Origin of the sequence: Ferviditalea candida (assembly GCF_035282765.1) — a bacterium.
In the GTDB taxonomy this organism is placed as follows: Bacteria; Bacillota; Bacilli; order Paenibacillales; family KCTC-25726; genus Ferviditalea; species Ferviditalea candida.
In genome coordinates this window covers 134,683-152,825 of record NZ_JAYJLD010000008.1, presented here as the reverse complement: position 1 = coordinate 152,825, position 18,143 = coordinate 134,683, and the positions used below count along the sequence as shown (strand labels likewise).

The following is an 18,143-nucleotide window of genomic DNA, read 5'->3' as shown; positions in this document are numbered from 1 at the left end:
AAAATCCTGATTATGAACAAAGGCAGAATCGTCTGCGAGCTTGATCCGGACGAGCTGCTGGCCAATAAAGAGATCCAGCATCAATATTTGGGCGTTTGATTTGAGAAAATCTAAAATCTGCATATATAGTATGTTCGTGAGGGGCGCATGCAATGTATGCGTCAGCTTGCATTTATGCACGATAACCCATGCGTCTGGATATTTCTTCCCCGGCCTTCATAACCTTTTTGGCGATCTCCTGCAGATTGTGCTGATGAATGCGCTGGATCGGTCCGACAACGGATACGGCATAGTATATCTTTCCGGAATAATCGCGGATGGGGGCTGCGACGGAAGATACGCCTTCATGAAATTCATTCACGCTGTAATCGTACCCTTGCTTCCTAACCTGCTCCAAGTGTCGGTACAGTTCTTGCGGATCTGTTATCGTATTGGAGGCATACGGTACCAAACCGTTTTCGATAACCTTTTCCACAAGCTCCGGTTCTCTATAAGCCAAGATGGCTTTCCCCGAACTGGTGCAGTATGCCGGATTGCTTCTGCCCAAATGCGTGAAAATGCGAACCGGATGCTTGCACTCGATTTTGTCCAAATAAACGATATTAATCCCCTCCAGCACCACAAGATGAGAAGTCTCTCCGGTTTCTTGGGTTAATTGATTTAGAACCGGCGCCGCTTCCCTGTGAATTTCCAAATTGGATGTAATGATGCCGCTTAAGGCGAGCACGGAATAGCCAAGGCGGTATTTTTGCGTATCCTCGTCTTTTGTGACGAATCCTTCATTGGCCAAAGTAGACATCAATCGGCTGACGGTGCTTTTATTCATTTTCAATGAAGCCGCCAGATCACTGATTTTTTTCTCGGGTTCGTCTATGGAAAAGCTGCGCAGTATTCTCAAAGCCTTTTTGACTGAAGCGATTTCTTGTGAAGCTCCGTTGTTTGTTGGTTTCATGTGCAAATTCCTTTCTGTATATTTCATTCATGTTTAACCGGCTGTGATATCCGGAAGGTTTAATTAAGTATATCATGCAAGAACGGAAGAAAACTAACAACGCAGAGACTGCCATAAATTAAATATTAAAAAATGAACATGTCGTTGCATAATGTGAAACTCTGTTGTTGTTCGGTATCAAATTGAGGAATAAGATAAGGATAAACCATTAATTCAACTTTTTTGGGGAGGTAACAAAAAAAATGTCAGTTCAACAAGCAACGAATGTAAAACCAATTAATTGCCTTCATTTTATTAACGGAAAGCATATGCCTTCTTTGAACGGAAAAACGTTCGACAATATCAATCCTGCGACCGGGGAGATTATGGGAACTGTTGCGGAAGGCGGGAAAGAAGAGGTCGATCTCGCGGTACAAGCGGCAAGACGCGCATTGAACGGTCCGTGGGGACAAATGACGCTCAATGACCGTTCCAAGATGATTCGCCGAATCGGCGATCTGATTTTGGAGCGCAAGGACGAATTTGCCGCTCTGGAATCTTTGGATACCGGCAAGCCGGTATGGTTAAGCAGCAGCGTGGACATTGCCCGTTCCGCCTATAACTTCCATTTTTTTGCGGATTACATGATTTCCATGGGTACCGAAGCTTACCAGCAGGACAATGTCGCGATTAACTACGCGATCCGCCGTCCGGTTGGAGTTGTCGGCTTGATCAATCCTTGGAACCTGCCGCTCCTGCTGTTGACCTGGAAATTGGCTCCGGCTCTGGCGGCTGGAAATACCGCCGTCATGAAGCCTGCGGAATGGACGCCGATGACTGCGACACTTTTGACGGAAGTCATTCGTGACGCAGGCGTTCCGGATGGCGTCGTAAACCTGGTTCACGGATTCGGTCCGAATTCGGCCGGCGCGGCTATCTCCGAGCATCCGGATATCGACGCGATTACGTTCACCGGCGAAACCAAAACGGGTACTGCCATCATGCAGGCCGCGGCTAAAACGTTGAAAAAATTGTCGTATGAGCTGGGCGGTAAAAATCCGAACATCATTTTTGCCGATGCCGATTTGGACGAAGTTGTGGAAACGACAATCAAGTCCAGTTTCATCAACCAAGGGGAAGTTTGTCTGTGCGGCTCCCGCGTATATGTCGAGCGTCCCGCATATGAGAAATTCCTGGAAAAGTTCGTTGCCAAAACCAAGGAGCTCGTCATCGGCGATCCGTTCGATCCGAATACGAAAGTCGGAGCTATGATCGGCAAGGAGCACTTTGAGCGGGTAAGCGAATATATTCAAATCGCCAAGGATGAAGGCGGCACGATCCTGACCGGAGGAAAACGTCCGGAGGGCTTGGACAAAGGATATTATTTGGAGCCGACGATCATTACCGGCTTGAACCGGAACGCCCGCTGCGTCCGCGAAGAGATTTTCGGGCCGGTGGTAACCGTACAGCCTTTCGATACCGAAGAAGAAGTGATCGCACAAGCTAACGATACGCATTACGGCCTGAGCGCATCGCTCTGGACGAACGACCTGCGCAGAGCGCATCGAGTCGCTGCCAAATTGGAAGCGGGTATTATCTGGGTCAACACTTGGTTCCTGCGCGATCTCAGAACGCCTTTCGGCGGAATGAAGCAAAGCGGAATCGGCCGCGAAGGCGGAATGCACAGCTTCGAATTCTATTCAGAGTTGACGAATATTTGTATCAAGCTGTAAAGGGGAGTCAGGCATGGGTCAATTGGATCAAAAACAGATTGAAAGGTTGTCCGACCATCTGGGAGAAGCGGAAACAAAAGGAGCAGGGGTCGCTCCTTTAACGGAGGTTGTTGCCGATTTGACCGTTGAAGCGGCTTATCAGGTTCAATTGGAAACAATTCGCCGCAAAGTGGCCGCAGGCCAGCGCGTGATCGGAAAGAAAATCGGACTGACTTCCTTGGCGATGCAGAATCTGCTGGGCGTTAACGAACCGGATTACGGACATTTGCTCGACGGCATGGTAGTGGAGAACGGCGGGGAAATTTCCTTCAGCCGCGTGCTTCAACCAAGGGTGGAAGCGGAAATCGCATTTGTTCTGAAAAAGGATTTGCAAGGACCCAGGGTGACCGCGTTGGATGTTCTGCGGGCTACCGACTATGTGCTGCCCGCTCTGGAGATTGTCGACAGCCGGGTCAAGGATTGGAAGATTAAGCTGGCGGATACGGTGGGCGACAATGCTTCCTCCGGTCTGTACCTGCTTGGCGGACGCCCGATGCGGGTGGATCAAGTCGATTTGCCGCAAATCGGCATGATTTTTTACAAAAACGGCGCCATGATCAACACGGGCGTAGGAGCTGCGGCTTTGGGCAATCCGGCTACCTGTGTTGCGTGGCTGGCGAATAAGCTGTCGGAATTCGGCATCACGTTAAAAGCGGGTGAAGTGATTCTGTCAGGCGCGCTGCACGCCGCCGTCAATGCCGTACCGGGAGATGCTTTCCTGGCCCGTTTCGCCCACCTTGGAGAAGTCAGTGTCAGATTTGTGAAATAATCGAATTTGCGGCAGCAGCCATGTCCCGTCGCCGACTCATGGGGCGGCCGGGACTGGCCGAAAGCCGTGCCGGTACGACGGATCTGGCATTGAAATCGTTAACACGTTGCAAGGGCCGAGTTTAATTGGAAACCGGATCGGATGATCCGAAAGACGTTTCGTCTATATTATGATGAATGATTGGAGGTTTCATTGAGATGGAGAAAGTGAAAGTGGCTGTATTGGGTTCGGGAAATATCGGGACGGACTTGATGTTCAAAATCCGCCGTTCGGAAGTTTTGGAAATGACGGCAATGATCGGTATCGATCCCGATTCCGACGGCCTCAGGCGTGCAAGGGATATGGGGTATGCGACATTCGCCGGAGGCCTGAAGCAATTCATGGAAGAAGCAGGGGATACGGCGGATTTTGTGTTTGACGCTACCTCGGCAAAGGCGCATGAGCAACATGCCAAAATGCTGCAGGAGGCCGGAAAGCTGGCGATTGATTTGACGCCTGCTGCAGTCGGACCGTTCGTTGCTCCTCCGGTCAATCTGAGAGAGCATCTCGAAAAAACCAACATCAACATGATCACCTGCGGAGGGCAGGCAACCATTCCCATGGTGAACGCCGTTAAACGCGTTTGTCCGGTTGAATATGCCGAAATTGTGGCTACCATCGCCAGCAGAAGCGCGGGCTGGGGAACAAGGGCCAATATTGACGAGTTTACGGAAACGACCTCCAAGGGAATCGAGCTGATCGGCGGAGCCAAAAAAGGAAAAGCGATCATCATTCTGAATCCGGCGGAGCCGCCGATCATGATGCGCGATACGGTGTATGTCGAGGTAGCGGACGGCACGATGGATGAAGAAGCGGTCAAGCGTTCGATCGCCGAAATGGCCGCCACAGTGCAGACCTATGTACCGGGCTATAAATTGCGCACCGAACCGATTATTGAAGGCAATAAAGTAACGATCTTTTTGGAGGTTGAAGGTGCCGGAGACTATCTGCCCAAATATGCCGGAAATTTGGACATCATGACCGCGGCCGCTGTGAAAGTGGCCGAAGAATATGCAAAAAAACGACTGGCCCAACCGGCTGTTTAATGGAAAGGAGAGAGTGATAACGATGACAACAAAAAGAGATATTCTGATTACCGAAGTGGCGTTGCGGGATGGAAGCCATGCCATCGGACATCAATATACCGTCGAACAGGTTTTGGCTGTAGCCAAGGCGCTCGATGATGCGAACGTCCCATATATCGAAGTGTCGCACGGGGACGGTCTCGCAGGATCCTCCTTGCAGTACGGCAGATCGAAAACGGATGAAATGAAGCTGATCGAGGCGGCTGTTTCCGTCAGCAACAATTCCAAAATCGCCGTTCTCCTGCTGCCGGGTATCGGGACCATGACGGAATTGCGCGAAGCGGCGAATTTGGGTATCCATATGGCGCGGATTGCCACGCACGTTACGGAAGCCGATGTGTCGGCACAGCATATTCAACTGACCAAGGATCTCGGCTTGGAAGCTGTCGGATTTTTAATGATGGCGCATATGGCGCCTGTGGAGAAGCTGGTCGAGCAGGCGAAACTGATGGAAAGCTACGGCGCCGATACGGTGTATGTGGTCGACTCGGCCGGAGCGCTTATGCCGCATGAGGTTAAGGAACGGATTCGTGCGCTGCGCGGCAACCTGCAGTGCAATGTCGGATTTCACGGACACAACAACTTGTCGCTGGCGATGGCCAATACGTTGGTCGCGATTGAAGAAGGGGCGACCCGGATTGACGGCAGCGTACGCTGCCTCGGCGCCGGCGCGGGGAACACGCAAACGGAAGTGTTGGTTGCGGCATGTGAACGTTTGGGCATTCAAACGGGAGTCGACCTGTACAAGATGATGGATTTGGCGGAGGAAATCGTTGCCCCGATCCTTCAAAGACCGCAGGAAATCGATCGTGACAGCCTTGTGCTTGGATACGCAGGAGTTTATTCAAGCTTCCGCCTTCATGCGCAAAGGGCTGCAAAAAAATTCAATATTGATGCGCGGGATATTCTGATTGAACTGGGCAAGCGGAAGGTTGTCGGCGGCCAGGAAGATATGATTGTCGATGTGGCTGCGGAACTCGTGTCAAAAAGAAACCTGCAAACTTCAGCACAATAAATTGAATTGACAAAGGGAGGCCTTCTCATGGCGGAACTTGACGTAAAACGTCTTGCCGAATATTTGATCGACGGCGAAATCGGCCGCAAAGAAGTGACACGGATTACCGCCGAGCTTCCTCAATTGACTGTGGAGGACGGATACAAGATTCAGGAGCAGCTGGTTGCGATGAAGCTCAGCGAAGGATATCGCATCGTCGGTCCGAAAATGGGCTTAACCAGCCAGGCGAAAATGAAACAAATGAATGTGGAAGAACCGATATACGGATATATTTTCGACTACATGGTAATTTCCGACGGCGTGATCCCGATGAATGAGCTGATTCATCCGAAGGTGGAAGCCGAAATCGCGTTCGTACTGGGAAAAGATATCGAAGGACCCGGAATCACCGGAGCCCAAGTGCTTGCTGCGACGGAATATGTCGTTCCGGCACTGGAGATCATAGACAGCCGTTATGAGAACTTTCAATTTACGCTTCCGGATGTGATCGCCGATAACGCTTCTTCATCCAGAGTGGTGTTTGGCAGCCGTTTCACTCGTCCCGAGGGCCTTGATCTGGATCTGGTAGGAGTGACGCTGAGCATTAACGGCGAATTGAAGGATTTTGGCGCCGGCGCGGCGGTATTGGGCCACCCTGCAAATTCCGTAGCCATGCTTGCCGATATGCTGGCAAGAAAAGGGCAGAAGCTAAGAGCCGGGGAGGTGATTCTCACCGGCGGCGTGACCGGCGCGGCGATGCTGCATGCCGGGGATACCGTGACAGCCAAATGGGATGGATTGGGGGAAATCACGTTGTCTGTAAAGTGATGAGCTAGGAGTCTGCCCGACGGATTGACTTTCGTGGATTTTTATTCAAATCGAGTATGAAGGAATAAGGGAATGAGCACGGAAAGTTTAAGCTTACGCTCGCGAAGCAGTTTTCTGCGAAAACTTGTACGCCTTTGAAATCAAGTCGTTTCCATATGGGACAATTCAAGACAACTTGAATTTCAACAGCGGTGGAGTGCCATCCCTTATTCGGAATAATAATTACATTGAATAAATATTCACAACCAACGATGAAAGGAAGATGGAGATGCCTCTTGTCAATATTCAGATTCTTGAAGGACGGCCTCCGGAAAAAATCAAGCAGTTGATTGAAAATGTAACAGAGACGATATCTCAGACGATGGATTCGCCGAAGCAAAACATCCGCGTTATCGTTCAGGAAATACCGAAAACTCATTGGGGCATCGCCGGAACTCCGGTATCGGATATTCCGGGTCGCTAATAAAAAATTATTAGAAAAGGAGGATATTCACATGGCTATTGAATTAAGCGTAATTACTCCTCACGTACCAAGAATTGTCCATGAGCATCTGGTTCCGGATTTTCAAAAAGAAATGGTAGCGGGAATGAAACAGGTTGCGGGTATCATTGAAGGTGTCAAGCCCGATGTCGTCGTTCTGATTTCCTGTCACTGGCCTTCCACGTTCGACCATTTCGTCGATGCCACTCCTCGACACAAAGGAGTCCTGACTTCCCTAGAGGCGCCCGATCTGGTCAAGGACGTTCCCTTCGACTACCCGGGCGACGAAGAACTGGGAATGAAATTGGCGGAAGCTGCGCGTGCCGCCGGGCTTCGGGTTACAGCCTTCAGCAATCCTACGTATATTTGGGATTACGGCACGCTTGTTCCTTTACGTTATTTGGTCCCGAAAGAGGATATTCCGGTGATCTCTTTATCCGTTACTTGGGCGGCGAATCTGGAGGAATCCTATCAATGGGGGCAGGTGATCGCCAAGGTTCTCGAAGAAAGCGGCAAAAAAGCGGTGTTTGTTGCCAGCGGAGCGCTGTCCCATAACCTCGGAAGAAGTCCGGAACAAATGCCGACACGCAGTGAAATGGCGTTGAACGAAGAGTTTACCAAGTATTTGAATGAATGCGATTTTGCTTCCGCTTGGGATATGCTGCCCCAGTACTCGAAAGCGGCGGGAGTCGAATCCGGAGGACGACATCTTGCAGTGTTTTTCGGAGCGCATGAAGGCGAATACACTTCGCAATATTTTGGCGCCGGTCAATCCTCAGGCAGCTGGAATGTGGTCATGACGTTTGAAAAAAAATAAACGAGTGATGCAAAGGGGTTCCGCTGTCAATCAGCGGTCCCTTTTTTATGGTGTATTCTGTGTTTTTTTCTATAAATGAATGTGGTGTTTTGGAAGAAATAGAGTATGATTGAACTTGGAAGTGATCAACTGTTTTTTTATTCGGTTCGCTGGGCTTGAAGCGGGAAAGGGTGATTGCAATTTTTTACGTCTTATTGCTGATGCAGTTGTTGTATTTCATCGCCCTTCATGGAACGCGCCCGCTCATTTCGCTGTATGCCCATTCTTTAGGTGCGTCGGTTACCGTTATCGGTTTTCTTGTTTCCAGCTACGCCCTGTTTCCGATGCTGATGGCTGTGCAAATCGGCAGGTTATTGGATCGTTTCGGCGCCCGTAAAATGACCTTTTTCGGTACCGGCGGAATTTTGACCGCCCTGATGCTGCCGGTGATTTTCCCGAATATGGTGTTTTTATTCGTTTCCCAGTTTCTGATGGGTTTTTTTCAACTCTGCGTGATTGTTTCGCTGCAAAAAACCGTCGGCAACTTTCCCGGTGACAGGGACAAAAATATCGCAGCTTTCAGCATGGTCGGCTCCTTGGGAGAATTCATCGGTCCGCTGGTTCACGGCTTCAGCTATGATCACTTCGGCTTCCAAATTTCCTTTGTCTTCGCGGCATCCTTTGTGCTCATGGCACTGATCCTGGTTTTTTCCTTGAGGCCCGGCTCATGGAATCTCGGCAAGTCAGTACCCGGGGGGGATTATGGGCAATCCTCGGCTTGGATCATGCTGAAGCAAGTGAATTTGCGCAAAGCGATGGTGCTCAGCGGACTGGTGCTGTATTCCAAGGATTTGTTTGTCGCCTACTTTCCCGTATACGGAACGGGTCTGGGAATGTCCGCGGGCAAGATCGGCTTGATCCTTTCGATTGCCGCAGGCATGTCGATCGCCGTTCGGATGTCGCAGTTTTGGCTGGTTCGGATGTTTGGCCGGGGAAAAGTCTTGCTGGTCACTCTCCTGATCAGCGGTTTGGCGTTCATCTTGATTCCGATGACAAGCTTTCCGCTGATACTGGCGATCATCGCCGCCATACTGGGCGCCGGTCTGGGTCTGGGGCAGCCGCTCAGTCTGGTCTATACGCTCAATATGAGCCCGCCGTCCAGGCAAGGCGAAGTGCTGGGGATGCGGCTGACTTTTAATCGGGGATCGCAATTTATCGCTCCTTTTTTATTTGGAGGCATTGGCGGTTTTGCCGGGGTGTCGCCGATCTTTTGGGTAAGCGGAAGCTTGATGCTGCTCGGCGCTTATTTCACCAGAATGTCGAATGACCCGGAGCCGCAGGCAAAGTGAGCGGGCATGGAGCGGGTTCGGGGCAAGCAGCGGCCGTTTTGCAGCGGAAAGCGGATGAGCGTGAAGACATAAAAAAGTTTCTGTCGAACGAGTCGATAGAAACTTTTTCACTTTTGATGATTGCCGCAATCGGGCAGCTATCGCCCCATCAGCGATTGAAACCCTTTGTCGCTTGGCATTTCAGGCGGCCATGTGCAAAGATCGAATGGGAAATCCGAGCCTGGAACGACTCTGTCTTCGCCCACAAGGTTTACCAGGAGCTGAAGGTTTTTCGGCTCCCATAGAACAGTGTCAAACCAAAAACGCTTCAAATATTCGATCGGCGGGGCCTGAAGGGCTTTGGAAACCTGGCCCCACACGTCATAGCCTTTATTGAGCCTCCCGATCTGGTAAGGAAGGAATCCGCCTCCGTGAGCGAGCAAAATTTTTACATCGGGATATCGGTCGAGCAATCCGCTTAACAAAAGATCGGCTGCGCAGATGGTCGTTTCCCAGGGAACCCCGATTAAATTCGGCAGCATTCTTCTTTTCAGACGGGGATCCGCAGCCAACAGCGGATGGATGAACAGAATCGCCTTCAGGCGGTTGGCCTCTTCCCATAAAGGATTAAAGAATTCATCGGTCAGCATGTGATCGGCATGTCCCGGTCCGATAATCGCGCCTTTAAGTCCCATGCCCATGGCCTCGCGCAATTGCTCGGCGGCCTTATGCGGCTCGTTCAAGGAAACGGTGGCCAGTCCGGACAGTCGCTGGTCATGCTGTTTGACCCACTTCGCCAAAGCCGTATTGTAGACTTGGGACAGTTCGGATGTAATATCTCCAGGAAATTCGTACAAAAACAGCTGCGGAATCGGGGAAACGAGCGAGTGGGCCACTCCTGCTTCTTGTTGGGCCTGCAAATACAGCGCAGCATCAACAAAGGTTTGTTTGAGCTCAAAGGCCCAGTTGTTGTTGATTACGAGAAACGGCTCTTTTCCGGGAATTCTCTGCTCCCATACTGCATTGACCTTGCTTTGGTTTTGCTTGATCCAGTCCGTCACATCGGACGGAATAAAATGGGTATGTACATCATACATAATTCGAAAACTCCTTATGGGTCAAGTTGTGAAACGACGATTTTTTTTACCACGCCAGAATTTATAAGTTTCCGGTCACTCGGAATGGCGAATTCTTATTGGCATGAAAAACTTCCCAGGCTTCCGAAGCGGTTTACTGCGTAAACCTGTAGGTCTGGCTTCTTTGAAGGACTTCGATAGAAGTTTTTCTTAATCTTAGCATAAATTTGGGCAGGGTCAATAGGATCGTTCCGCTGTGTGAAGCCGCTGATGAACCAATATGAATTGCCGCAATTCGCAAATTCTTGTATGATGACTGTATCCGGTGTTTCAGAAAGGATGTATGGTGGCATGGACAATAAAACTCCTTCTCCGTTAACATGGAAATTCATCACCAGAATTCTGAATGATTTTGAAGAGGGAATTTTGATTTTGAACCCGGAGGGAAAACTGCTCCTTATGAATGATGCCGTTTTTCATTTGCTCAATTTGGAAAAGCGAAGCATCAAATCCGTGCAGGATTTACCGGAAAAAATCCAAAGTATTTGGGAAAAACGCCATCTTCGCAGCGTAACCCGATTATTTTTGACGCCATATGAAGTCGATCTGCATTTTGTGCCCGGATTCGGAGACGGCTATGCCTTTATCTTCAGAAAGCCCCCGCATTTGCATCAGGAACTGAAGGAAAAGGCGGAGCTGATGAATGCGGAAATTACCGCTGTTCTCAATTCTTCTTATGATGAAATCTTTGTGACGGACCGCAACGGCATCACGCTTAGAGTGAACGAACGGTCGCTGAATCTGTACGGCCGGTCGAAAGACAGTCTGATCGGCAAGCACGTAAAGGAACTGGAGAAAGAGGGCGTGTTCTCTCCCTCGGCGAGTTTGCAGGCGATCGAACGGAAAGAGAATGTGACTGTTGTCCAAACAACCGCGAACAACAGGAAGTTGATTGTACAGGCCAATATCATATGGGACAATCAAGGGGAAATTTTCAGGGTAATTTGCACCTCCAAGGATATTACCGAAATCAGCGAATTAAGGAAACGGTTGAACGATCAGCAGGAGGATCCCTTGTATGCGCCCGTTCTGCAGGATTTGAAATACCATGGATCGTTTGTGGCGATCAGCCGGGTCATGAGGAAGATGGTCAAATTTGCGCTTCGCGTAGCGCAAACCGAATCCACGGTTCTGTTGTCGGGAGAATCGGGAGTGGGCAAGGGTGAAGTCGCCCGCTTGATTCATCAGAACAGCAACCGCAAAGACAAGCCGTTCATCGTGGTGAATTGCGGAGCGATTCCGGAAAACCTGATGGAAAGTGAAATGTTCGGATATGAAGAGGGCGCTTTTACCGGTGCAAAAAAACAAGGAAAGCCGGGCTTTTTTGAATTGGCGGACGGAGGGATTCTCTTTCTGGATGAAGTTGCCGAGCTGCCTCCTGCGATGCAGGTCAAGCTTTTACAGGTATTGCAGGACGGAACCTTCAACAGTGTGGGCGGAACAGCGCAGAAGCATGTGAACGTGAGAGTCATTGCGGCGACGAATAAAAATCTCGAAGCGCTGGTCCGGAAAGGTCAATTTCGTCAGGACCTGTACTACCGGCTGCACGTCATTCCCATTCATATTCCCTCCCTGCGTGACAGGCCGGAGGATATCGTTCCGCTGCTGATCGTCACCCTGGAAAAGTTAATCGACAAAAACGGCTGCCCCAAACAGTTTTCAGCGGATGTCTTTTCCATCCTGACCAAGTATTCTTGGCCGGGTAACATCAGAGAACTGCAAAATGTGGTGGAATGGATGTATGTTTCCACGGAAAAAGACATCATGGAGTCGGACAGCCTGCCGATGTCGATTGTGCGGAGCCTGAGCTTGTCGGAGGAAAACGACAGCGCCATCGCTGTAAATCGGATCATTCCGCTGAAGAAAGCCATTGAGATTTTGGAAAAGGAATTGATTCTGAAGGCGCAAAAAATAACGAAAAGCACGTATCAAATCGCCGATTTGCTGAAAATCAACCAATCGACCGTGGTCCGAAAATTAAACAAGCTGGAAATGGAAGACGACAATTCGATGGTCAATTAATGATTGACCGTGACAATGACGGTCCGTGCCAATGATTCAGCAAACATCCGCAACAAAAATGGGTAGGGAAATCAGAAACTTTCTGATGACTCTATCCATTTTTAATGCGCAAATACATTACTTTTGTGTCGATAATGCGCGGGTGCATTAAAAATAGAAGGGTGGGTGAAAAAAACGCTGAAACCAGGGCTTTTTACGAGAAAAACAGTGCTGAAAACTTGGCACGATACTTGCATTACTAGGTGAGAGAGCCAATCACCATGGGACCGCAAGAAGAATGAGGATTATAATCCGGAACTCACTCTTTGACACCTAGGTTGGCGCAGCCGCGATTCAATGCATCGCTGCTGATCAACATATAAACGCAAGGGAGGTAAAAAAATGATCAAACGTTTAAAAGGGGTCAGTTTCATTCTCGCGATATTGTTCGGCTTGTCACTCTGGCTTTCGGCTTGTGGCGGTGGAAGCGGTACGGACACTTCGCAAAAACCCGCTGACAGCGCTACCGCCGCTCCAGATTCTGCTTCCAAGACGGATTCCGCTGCCAAACCGGATGCGAAGTCAGACAGCAAAACCCTGAATCTCCTGACCTGGGAAGGCTATGCCGATCCCGCTTTTATCAAAGGCTTTGAAGAGAAGTACGGTGTCAAGGTTACTGCAACCTATTTCGGTTCCAGCGATGAGTTGGTCTCCAAATTGAAAGGCGGCGGAGGAAATGTGTACGATGTGATCTCGCCTTCGTCCGACGTTGCGGGGTATTTGGTGCAGCAGGATTTGGTCGCGCCGATTGATGTGAATCAAATCTCGAACTATAGCAAGCTGGCCAAAAAGCTGACAGACATGCCGGATGTGAAAAAAGACGGCAAGCTGTACGGGATTCCGTTTACTTGGGGACCGGACTCCTTGATTTACGATGCCGATGTCATCAAAACGCCGCCGACCAGCTGGAATGTTTTCTGGGATCCGCAATATAAAGGGAAGGTATCGATTTGGGACGATATCTCCAATATTTATTTGGTCGGCCAAATGATGGGGCTGGATAAAAATGATCCCGGCGCAGTATACAACATGACCGATCAACAACTGCAGGAAGCGAAGAAAAAACTGATCGAATTGAAGTCGCAAATTCGCAAATATTGGGCGACTGCGGGAGAATTGAACGATCTTTTCTCCAACAAGGAAATCGTTTTGGCGGTTGGCTGGCCTTTGACCCCGATTACCGTAAACAAAACCGGGCGCAATCTGCAGGAAGTCATTCCCCAGGAGGGAATTACAGGCTGGATTGACCGGCTGATGGTCGTCAAATCGTCACCGAATCAAGAGCTCGCGCAAAAATATATCGATTATGCGGTGAGCGCGGAAACGCAGAAGATTGTCGCGGATGTTACCGGGTACGGTGTAGCCAATTTGGACGCGAAGAAATTGATGAGCGAAGAGCAGGCTAAATCGATTCATATCGACGATATGGAAAACTACATGCAAAAAATCAATTTCTGGCAGCAAGTGAAGGAACGCGACAAATACAATGAAATCTGGAATGAAGTAAAAGCTCAATAATTTCCATGCGAATTTCCATGCACCCGGCGGTTTCCTGCCGCCGGGCATATCAGAAAGGGGGGAGTGAAATCGTGGAACCATCCGCCAATGCCGCATCCGTCTCCGTTCAAGAATCGGACTTGGCTCGGCCGCCGTTCAAGCGACGCCGTTTGAACCCGAGATTGTTGATCTTGCTCATTCCTCCTGTGATTTGGCTGTCAACTTTCCTGTTTGTTCCCTATATCATCTTATTTCTGAACAGCTTTTGGAAAGTCGACTTCGGCACAATCGTCCATGAATTTACGCTGAACAATTACACGAAATTTTTCACGAACAAATTGTATTACGGAACGCTGCTCAAGACGCTGAACATCGCCTTCTGGGTGACGTTATTCAGCTTGCTTCTCAGCTATCCGTTGGCTTATTTCATCAACTTCAAATTGAAGAAAAACAAACAGTTGATATATACCCTGGTGATCATTCCGTTATGGGTCAGCTATCTGGTTAGGGCCTACGCCTGGAAAATCGTGCTGGGCCAGGACGGATTGCTGAACAATTTGCTTTTAAGCCTGGGATTGATTCATAAACCGTTGGAGATTTTTCTGTACAGCCAATATTCCGTTATCCTGGCATTAACGCACATCTATACCCCTTGGGTACTGATGTCGATCTATACGTCGCTGGAGCATATTCCGAAAAATTTGATTGAAGCTTCAAAAGATTTGGGCGCGAATCGTTTCTCCACATTTTTTCGCATCGTATTTCCGTTGAGTCTGCCCGGAGTTATCGCCGGATCGACATTCGCCTTCGTGCTGACCATGGGGGACTTCTTAACGCCGCAGCTGCTCGGAGGCACAAGCAGCATGATGATATCGAATGTGGTCTACAGCTTGTTTGGAGTCGCCAACAATTGGCCGCTTGGCTCAACAATCGGGATCATTACGCTGATCTTGGTCATCGGTTTGCTGGAATTGACCCATCGGCTGGAGAAAAAAACATCCAGCTTTGAAAATAAAGGCAGATAGGAGGCGGACACATGGGAAGAACGATAAAACCGGATTGGATCAACACCATTCTCTGGATATCCTCCGTTCTGATTTTTTTATTTATTTACGTGCCGATGATCGTCGTCGTGATTTACTCGTTTAACGGAGAAGCCGTTAATTCCTTCCCCATTACTTCCTGGTCCGTGAAATGGTATGCTGTGCTGCTTCACGACGCCGCGCTGCTCAATGCCTTGAAGAACAGTATCATCGTCGCGTTTTTCGGTACATTGATCGGTTTGCTGCTCGGCATTCCCGCGGCTTTTGCCGTGGACCGGTTTCGTTTTCCCGGCAAAGTCGTGTTTGAACGGATCGTTTTGCTTCCGATGATTTTGCCCGGAATCATTACCGGGGTCGCCCTCATGAGCGTATTTGTCATGTTTCGCATCGACTTGTCGCTGTTTACGATTCTGATCGGTCACGGGACATTTCTGATTGCCGTCGTCATGACGCAAGTGTACGCAAGATTAAAAAGAATCGACCGCTCCATCGAGGAGGCTTCCATGGACTTGGGGGCCTCAAGATTGAAAACCTTTTTCCTGGTCACCCTGCCGATTATCAAAACGGCCGTGATCGGCGCGACTCTGCTGTCCATAACGCTGTCTTTGGATGAAATTGCGGTAAGCTACTTTTTAACGGGACGAAGCCTGACGCTGCCGGTGCAGATTTGGGCGATGCTAAGGCGCGGTATTACACCGGAAGTGAACGCGATTTCCACGTTGATTTTCGTCTTCTCTGTCATCATGATTGTGATCGTCACCCGTCTAAGCCGCGAGGATGCAGATTAAGGACGCGCGACAAAATTAGTTCCCACTTTTGTTGGCAAAATATCAATGGTTTAATGATTTTTGCCAACAATTTAGTGGAAGTTATTTTGTCGCGCTGTCTAAGCGAATAAAAGTAAATTATGGGGTGGATGCAAGGATGGATTCCATAGTACAAATCAAAGGCATTGAAAAAAGCTACGGAAAAGAAAAAGTGGTCAAAGGGATCGATCTCGATGTAAAAAGCGGAGAGTTTTTGACTCTGCTCGGACCGAGCGGCTGCGGCAAAACGACAACGCTTCGCATGATTGCAGGCTTTGAGGCTCCGGATTACGGAGACATTCTGATTGACGGGGAATCGGTGGTCAAAATTCCGCCATATAAACGGGATGTCAATACCGTTTTTCAGAGCTATGCGCTGTTCCCGCACCTTACCGTCCATGAAAATATCGAGTACGGCTTGAAAATGAAGGGAGTTTCCAAAGCGGAAAGGCAGACTCGCGTCAAGGAAGCTTTGCGGCTGGTCCAATTGGAACTGTACGGGGACCGCAAGCCCAGGCAATTAAGCGGAGGGCAGCAGCAGAGGGTGGCTGTGGCAAGGGCATTGGTCAACAATCCGAAGGTGCTGCTTTTGGATGAACCGCTCGGCGCGTTGGACCTGAAATTGAGAAAGCAAATGCAGCTGGAATTAAAGCATCTGCAGCAGCAATTGCAAATTACATTTATTTATGTGACCCATGACCAGGAAGAAGCTTTGACGATGTCGGATCGGATTGCGGTCATCAATAAGGGGGTGATTGAACAAATTGCAACCCCGAAAGAAATCTATGAAAAACCGAAGACGAAATTTGTTGCGGATTTTATAGGAGATACGAATCTGTTCGAGGTGGGCGTCGTTTCAGAAAACGAAAATCTTTTGATTGTCGACTTGGCCGGTCAGCAAGTAGTCGGGAAACTCGGAAACGACCAAAGGCGCGCGGGCACGATGTACCTTTCCGTCCGCCCCGAGCGGGTCCGCTTGTTATTGCCGACTGAGGAGGCGGAATATACATTGTCGGGCATGGTGGATGAGGTGATTTTCGCGGGCTCGTTTATCAAAACGGTTGTTCAGCTTTCCAATGGCGAGAAAATTTCCGCAGTGAATCAAAGCACGGGACAAATTCCATATCGTCTTGGCGACCAGGTAAAAATGACATGGCGAATGGAAGACGGCATCATCATTGGAGCCTAGCATAAATATTTTAATGAATGGGATGGGTGAGAAGCATGGAAACGAAAATCAGAAAATATGTCTCGCAGAAGACTGAGATTCCCGGTCCGCGCTCAAAGGCTTTGCTGGAACGCAAAGTACGGAATGTGCCCAGAGGCCCGTTCAACAACACGACATCATTTATTAATGTCGGGGAAGGCGCCCTGGTAACGGATGTGGACGGCAATACCTATATTGACTTGGCCGGAGCCATCGGAACGCTCAATGCCGGACATCGTCCGCAGAAAGTCGTCGAAGCATTGAAGGCGCAGCTGGATCAGTATATTCATCCTTGTTTTAATGTCATGATGTACGAACCGTATATCGCTCTGGCGGAAAAATTGAATGAATTGACCCCGGGAGACCATGCCAAGAAAACCTTCTTTTTGAACAGCGGCGCGGAGGCCGTGGAGAATGCGGTCAAGATCGCGCGCAAATATACGGGAAGAAAAGCGATCATCTCCTTTGAACGGGGCTTTCACGGCCGCACGTATATGGCGATGTCCTTGACAAGCAAAGTCAAGCCTTACAAATACGGCTTCGGCCCGTTCGCTCCGGATACGTATAAAATGCCGTATCCCTACTATTACAGGGCGCCGGAAGGAATGAGCGAGGAGCAGGTGGACGAGCAAATTCTTCAAAGCTTTGAGGACTTCTTTCTGGGTGAGGTTCCGGCCGATGAAGTGGCGGCGATCATTCTGGAGCCGGTTCAGGGAGAAGGCGGTTTTGTCATTCCCTCGAAACGGTTCATGCAGGGGATTCGCCGGATTTGCGACAAATACGGAATCCTGCTGATCGCAGATGAAGTGCAAACCGGCTTTGGCCGGACGGGCAAGATGTTTGCCCTGGAACATTATGATGTGATTCCGGATCTAATGACGATGTCCAAATCGATTGCGGCCGGCATTCCGATCAGCGCGGTGACCGGCAGGGCGGAAATCATGGACGCGCCGAACCCCGGGGAAATCGGCGGCACCTATGCGGGGAGCCCGCTCGGATGTGTGGCGGGGTTAACGGTCATTGAGATGATGGAGCAGGACCAATTGCCTGAAAGAGCCGATGTGATCGGCGGTCAAATTATGGAACGCTTCCGGGCGTTTGAAGCGCGTTTCCCGTTTGTCGGGGGGGCGCGCGGGCTCGGGGCGATGTGCGCGTTCGAGATGGTCAAGGATAAGACGAGTAAAGCTCCCGACAAGGAAATGACCGGCCAGTTCATTCAGGAATGCACCCGACGGGGTGTGATCGTCATGAGCGCGGGATTGTACAGCAATGTGATTCGTTTGTTGGCTCCTTTGGTGATCACCGATGATCAGTTGGCTGAGGGGCTGGATATTATTGAAGAGGTGCTGGTTGAACTATCAGATAATTAA

The 18,143-nt window shown here is 49.7% G+C and carries 16 protein-coding genes; 14 read left to right on the top strand and 2 right to left on the bottom strand.

Features of this window, described 5'->3' with window-relative positions:
* Window positions 1–172 precede the first annotated feature (172 nt).
* Entirely contained in the window at window positions 173–952 is a 780-nt protein-coding gene (locus VF724_RS07925) for an IclR family transcriptional regulator (protein ID WP_371753692.1), read from the bottom strand.
* 242 nt (window positions 953–1,194) lie between these two features.
* Between VF724_RS07925 and VF724_RS07920 the strand changes: the two genes are divergently transcribed.
* From VF724_RS07920 to VF724_RS07885, 8 genes are all read left to right on the top strand, one after another.
* Entirely contained in the window at window positions 1,195–2,664 is a 1,470-nt protein-coding gene (locus VF724_RS07920; protein ID WP_371753691.1) for an aldehyde dehydrogenase, read from the top strand.
* Between the two features lie 13 nt (window positions 2,665–2,677).
* Window positions 2,678–3,472 carry a 2-keto-4-pentenoate hydratase gene (locus VF724_RS07915; RefSeq protein WP_371753690.1) on the top strand — a complete coding sequence of 265 codons (795 nt, stop codon included), beginning with the start codon at window positions 2,678–2,680 and terminating at the stop codon, window positions 3,470–3,472.
* Between the two features lie 197 nt (window positions 3,473–3,669).
* Window positions 3,670–4,557, top strand: a complete 888-nt coding sequence (locus VF724_RS07910) for an acetaldehyde dehydrogenase (acetylating) (RefSeq protein WP_371753689.1) — start codon at window positions 3,670–3,672, stop codon at window positions 4,555–4,557.
* Window positions 4,558–4,579: 22 nt separating this feature from the next.
* Window positions 4,580–5,611, top strand: a complete 1,032-nt coding sequence (gene dmpG, locus VF724_RS07905; protein WP_371753688.1) for a 4-hydroxy-2-oxovalerate aldolase — start codon at window positions 4,580–4,582, stop codon at window positions 5,609–5,611.
* A 27-nt stretch (window positions 5,612–5,638) separates the two neighbouring features.
* The gene (locus VF724_RS07900; RefSeq protein WP_371753687.1) at window positions 5,639–6,418 is read left to right on the top strand and encodes a 2-keto-4-pentenoate hydratase; all 780 of its coding nucleotides are present in this window, start codon (window positions 5,639–5,641) and stop codon (window positions 6,416–6,418) included.
* 262 nt (window positions 6,419–6,680) lie between these two features.
* Window positions 6,681–6,881: a 4-oxalocrotonate tautomerase gene (locus tag VF724_RS07895; protein ID WP_371753686.1), complete on the top strand. Its 201-nt coding sequence runs from the start codon at window positions 6,681–6,683 to the stop codon at window positions 6,879–6,881.
* A gap of 31 nt (window positions 6,882–6,912) precedes the next feature.
* The gene (locus VF724_RS07890; RefSeq protein ID WP_371753685.1) at window positions 6,913–7,716 is read left to right on the top strand and encodes a DODA-type extradiol aromatic ring-opening family dioxygenase; all 804 of its coding nucleotides are present in this window, start codon (window positions 6,913–6,915) and stop codon (window positions 7,714–7,716) included.
* A gap of 155 nt (window positions 7,717–7,871) precedes the next feature.
* Window positions 7,872–9,044 carry an MFS transporter gene (locus tag VF724_RS07885; RefSeq protein WP_371753684.1) on the top strand — a complete coding sequence of 391 codons (1,173 nt, stop codon included), beginning with the start codon at window positions 7,872–7,874 and terminating at the stop codon, window positions 9,042–9,044.
* A gap of 137 nt (window positions 9,045–9,181) precedes the next feature.
* On the opposite strand, the gene VF724_RS07880 is transcribed toward VF724_RS07885, so the two are convergent.
* Window positions 9,182–10,120, bottom strand: coding sequence for an amidohydrolase family protein (locus VF724_RS07880; protein WP_371753683.1), 939 nt, complete (start codon window positions 10,118–10,120; stop codon window positions 9,182–9,184).
* Window positions 10,121–10,450: 330 nt separating this feature from the next.
* Here VF724_RS07880 and VF724_RS07875 point away from each other — a divergent pair, with 330 nt between their 5' ends.
* The 6 genes from VF724_RS07875 to gabT all read left to right on the top strand — a co-directional run bounded on the left by VF724_RS07875 (window position 10,451) and on the right by gabT (window position 18,143).
* Window positions 10,451–12,181: a sigma-54 interaction domain-containing protein gene (locus tag VF724_RS07875; protein ID WP_371753682.1), complete on the top strand. Its 1,731-nt coding sequence runs from the start codon at window positions 10,451–10,453 to the stop codon at window positions 12,179–12,181.
* 381 nt (window positions 12,182–12,562) lie between these two features.
* Window positions 12,563–13,738 (top strand): ABC transporter substrate-binding protein, encoded by a 1,176-nt coding sequence (locus tag VF724_RS07870; RefSeq protein ID WP_371753681.1) that lies wholly within the window; start codon window positions 12,563–12,565, stop codon window positions 13,736–13,738.
* Window positions 13,739–13,809: 71 nt separating this feature from the next.
* Window positions 13,810–14,742 (top strand): ABC transporter permease, encoded by a 933-nt coding sequence (locus tag VF724_RS07865; RefSeq protein WP_371753680.1) that lies wholly within the window; start codon window positions 13,810–13,812, stop codon window positions 14,740–14,742.
* 11 nt (window positions 14,743–14,753) lie between these two features.
* Window positions 14,754–15,548: an ABC transporter permease gene (locus VF724_RS07860; protein ID WP_371753679.1), complete on the top strand. Its 795-nt coding sequence runs from the start codon at window positions 14,754–14,756 to the stop codon at window positions 15,546–15,548.
* A gap of 136 nt (window positions 15,549–15,684) precedes the next feature.
* A complete protein-coding gene (locus tag VF724_RS07855) occupies window positions 15,685–16,755 on the top strand; it encodes an ABC transporter ATP-binding protein (RefSeq protein ID WP_371753678.1) in 1,071 nt (356 codons plus the stop codon).
* Between the two features lie 35 nt (window positions 16,756–16,790).
* Window positions 16,791–18,143 carry a 4-aminobutyrate--2-oxoglutarate transaminase gene (gabT, locus tag VF724_RS07850; RefSeq protein WP_371753677.1) on the top strand — a complete coding sequence of 451 codons (1,353 nt, stop codon included), beginning with the start codon at window positions 16,791–16,793 and terminating at the stop codon, window positions 18,141–18,143.

What these genes read in the sequence shown, in the direction of transcription:
- VF724_RS07925 (WP_371753692.1), bottom strand. Translation starts at nt 952, where the DNA reads ATGAAACCAACAAACAACGGAGCTTCACAAGAAATCGCTTCAGTCAAA.
- VF724_RS07920 (WP_371753691.1), top strand. Translation starts at nt 1,195, where the DNA reads ATGTCAGTTCAACAAGCAACGAATGTAAAACCAATTAATTGCCTTCAT.
- VF724_RS07915 (WP_371753690.1), top strand. Translation starts at nt 2,678, where the DNA reads ATGGGTCAATTGGATCAAAAACAGATTGAAAGGTTGTCCGACCATCTG.
- VF724_RS07910 (WP_371753689.1), top strand. Translation starts at nt 3,670, where the DNA reads ATGGAGAAAGTGAAAGTGGCTGTATTGGGTTCGGGAAATATCGGGACG.
- dmpG (WP_371753688.1), top strand. Translation starts at nt 4,580, where the DNA reads ATGACAACAAAAAGAGATATTCTGATTACCGAAGTGGCGTTGCGGGAT.
- VF724_RS07900 (WP_371753687.1), top strand. Translation starts at nt 5,639, where the DNA reads ATGGCGGAACTTGACGTAAAACGTCTTGCCGAATATTTGATCGACGGC.
- VF724_RS07895 (WP_371753686.1), top strand. Translation starts at nt 6,681, where the DNA reads ATGGAGATGCCTCTTGTCAATATTCAGATTCTTGAAGGACGGCCTCCG.
- VF724_RS07890 (WP_371753685.1), top strand. Translation starts at nt 6,913, where the DNA reads ATGGCTATTGAATTAAGCGTAATTACTCCTCACGTACCAAGAATTGTC.
- VF724_RS07880 (WP_371753683.1), bottom strand. Translation starts at nt 10,120, where the DNA reads ATGTATGATGTACATACCCATTTTATTCCGTCCGATGTGACGGACTGG.
- VF724_RS07875 (WP_371753682.1), top strand. Translation starts at nt 10,451, where the DNA reads ATGGACAATAAAACTCCTTCTCCGTTAACATGGAAATTCATCACCAGA.
- VF724_RS07870 (WP_371753681.1), top strand. Translation starts at nt 12,563, where the DNA reads ATGATCAAACGTTTAAAAGGGGTCAGTTTCATTCTCGCGATATTGTTC.
- VF724_RS07860 (WP_371753679.1), top strand. Translation starts at nt 14,754, where the DNA reads ATGGGAAGAACGATAAAACCGGATTGGATCAACACCATTCTCTGGATA.
- VF724_RS07855 (WP_371753678.1), top strand. Translation starts at nt 15,685, where the DNA reads ATGGATTCCATAGTACAAATCAAAGGCATTGAAAAAAGCTACGGAAAA.
- gabT (WP_371753677.1), top strand. Translation starts at nt 16,791, where the DNA reads ATGGAAACGAAAATCAGAAAATATGTCTCGCAGAAGACTGAGATTCCC.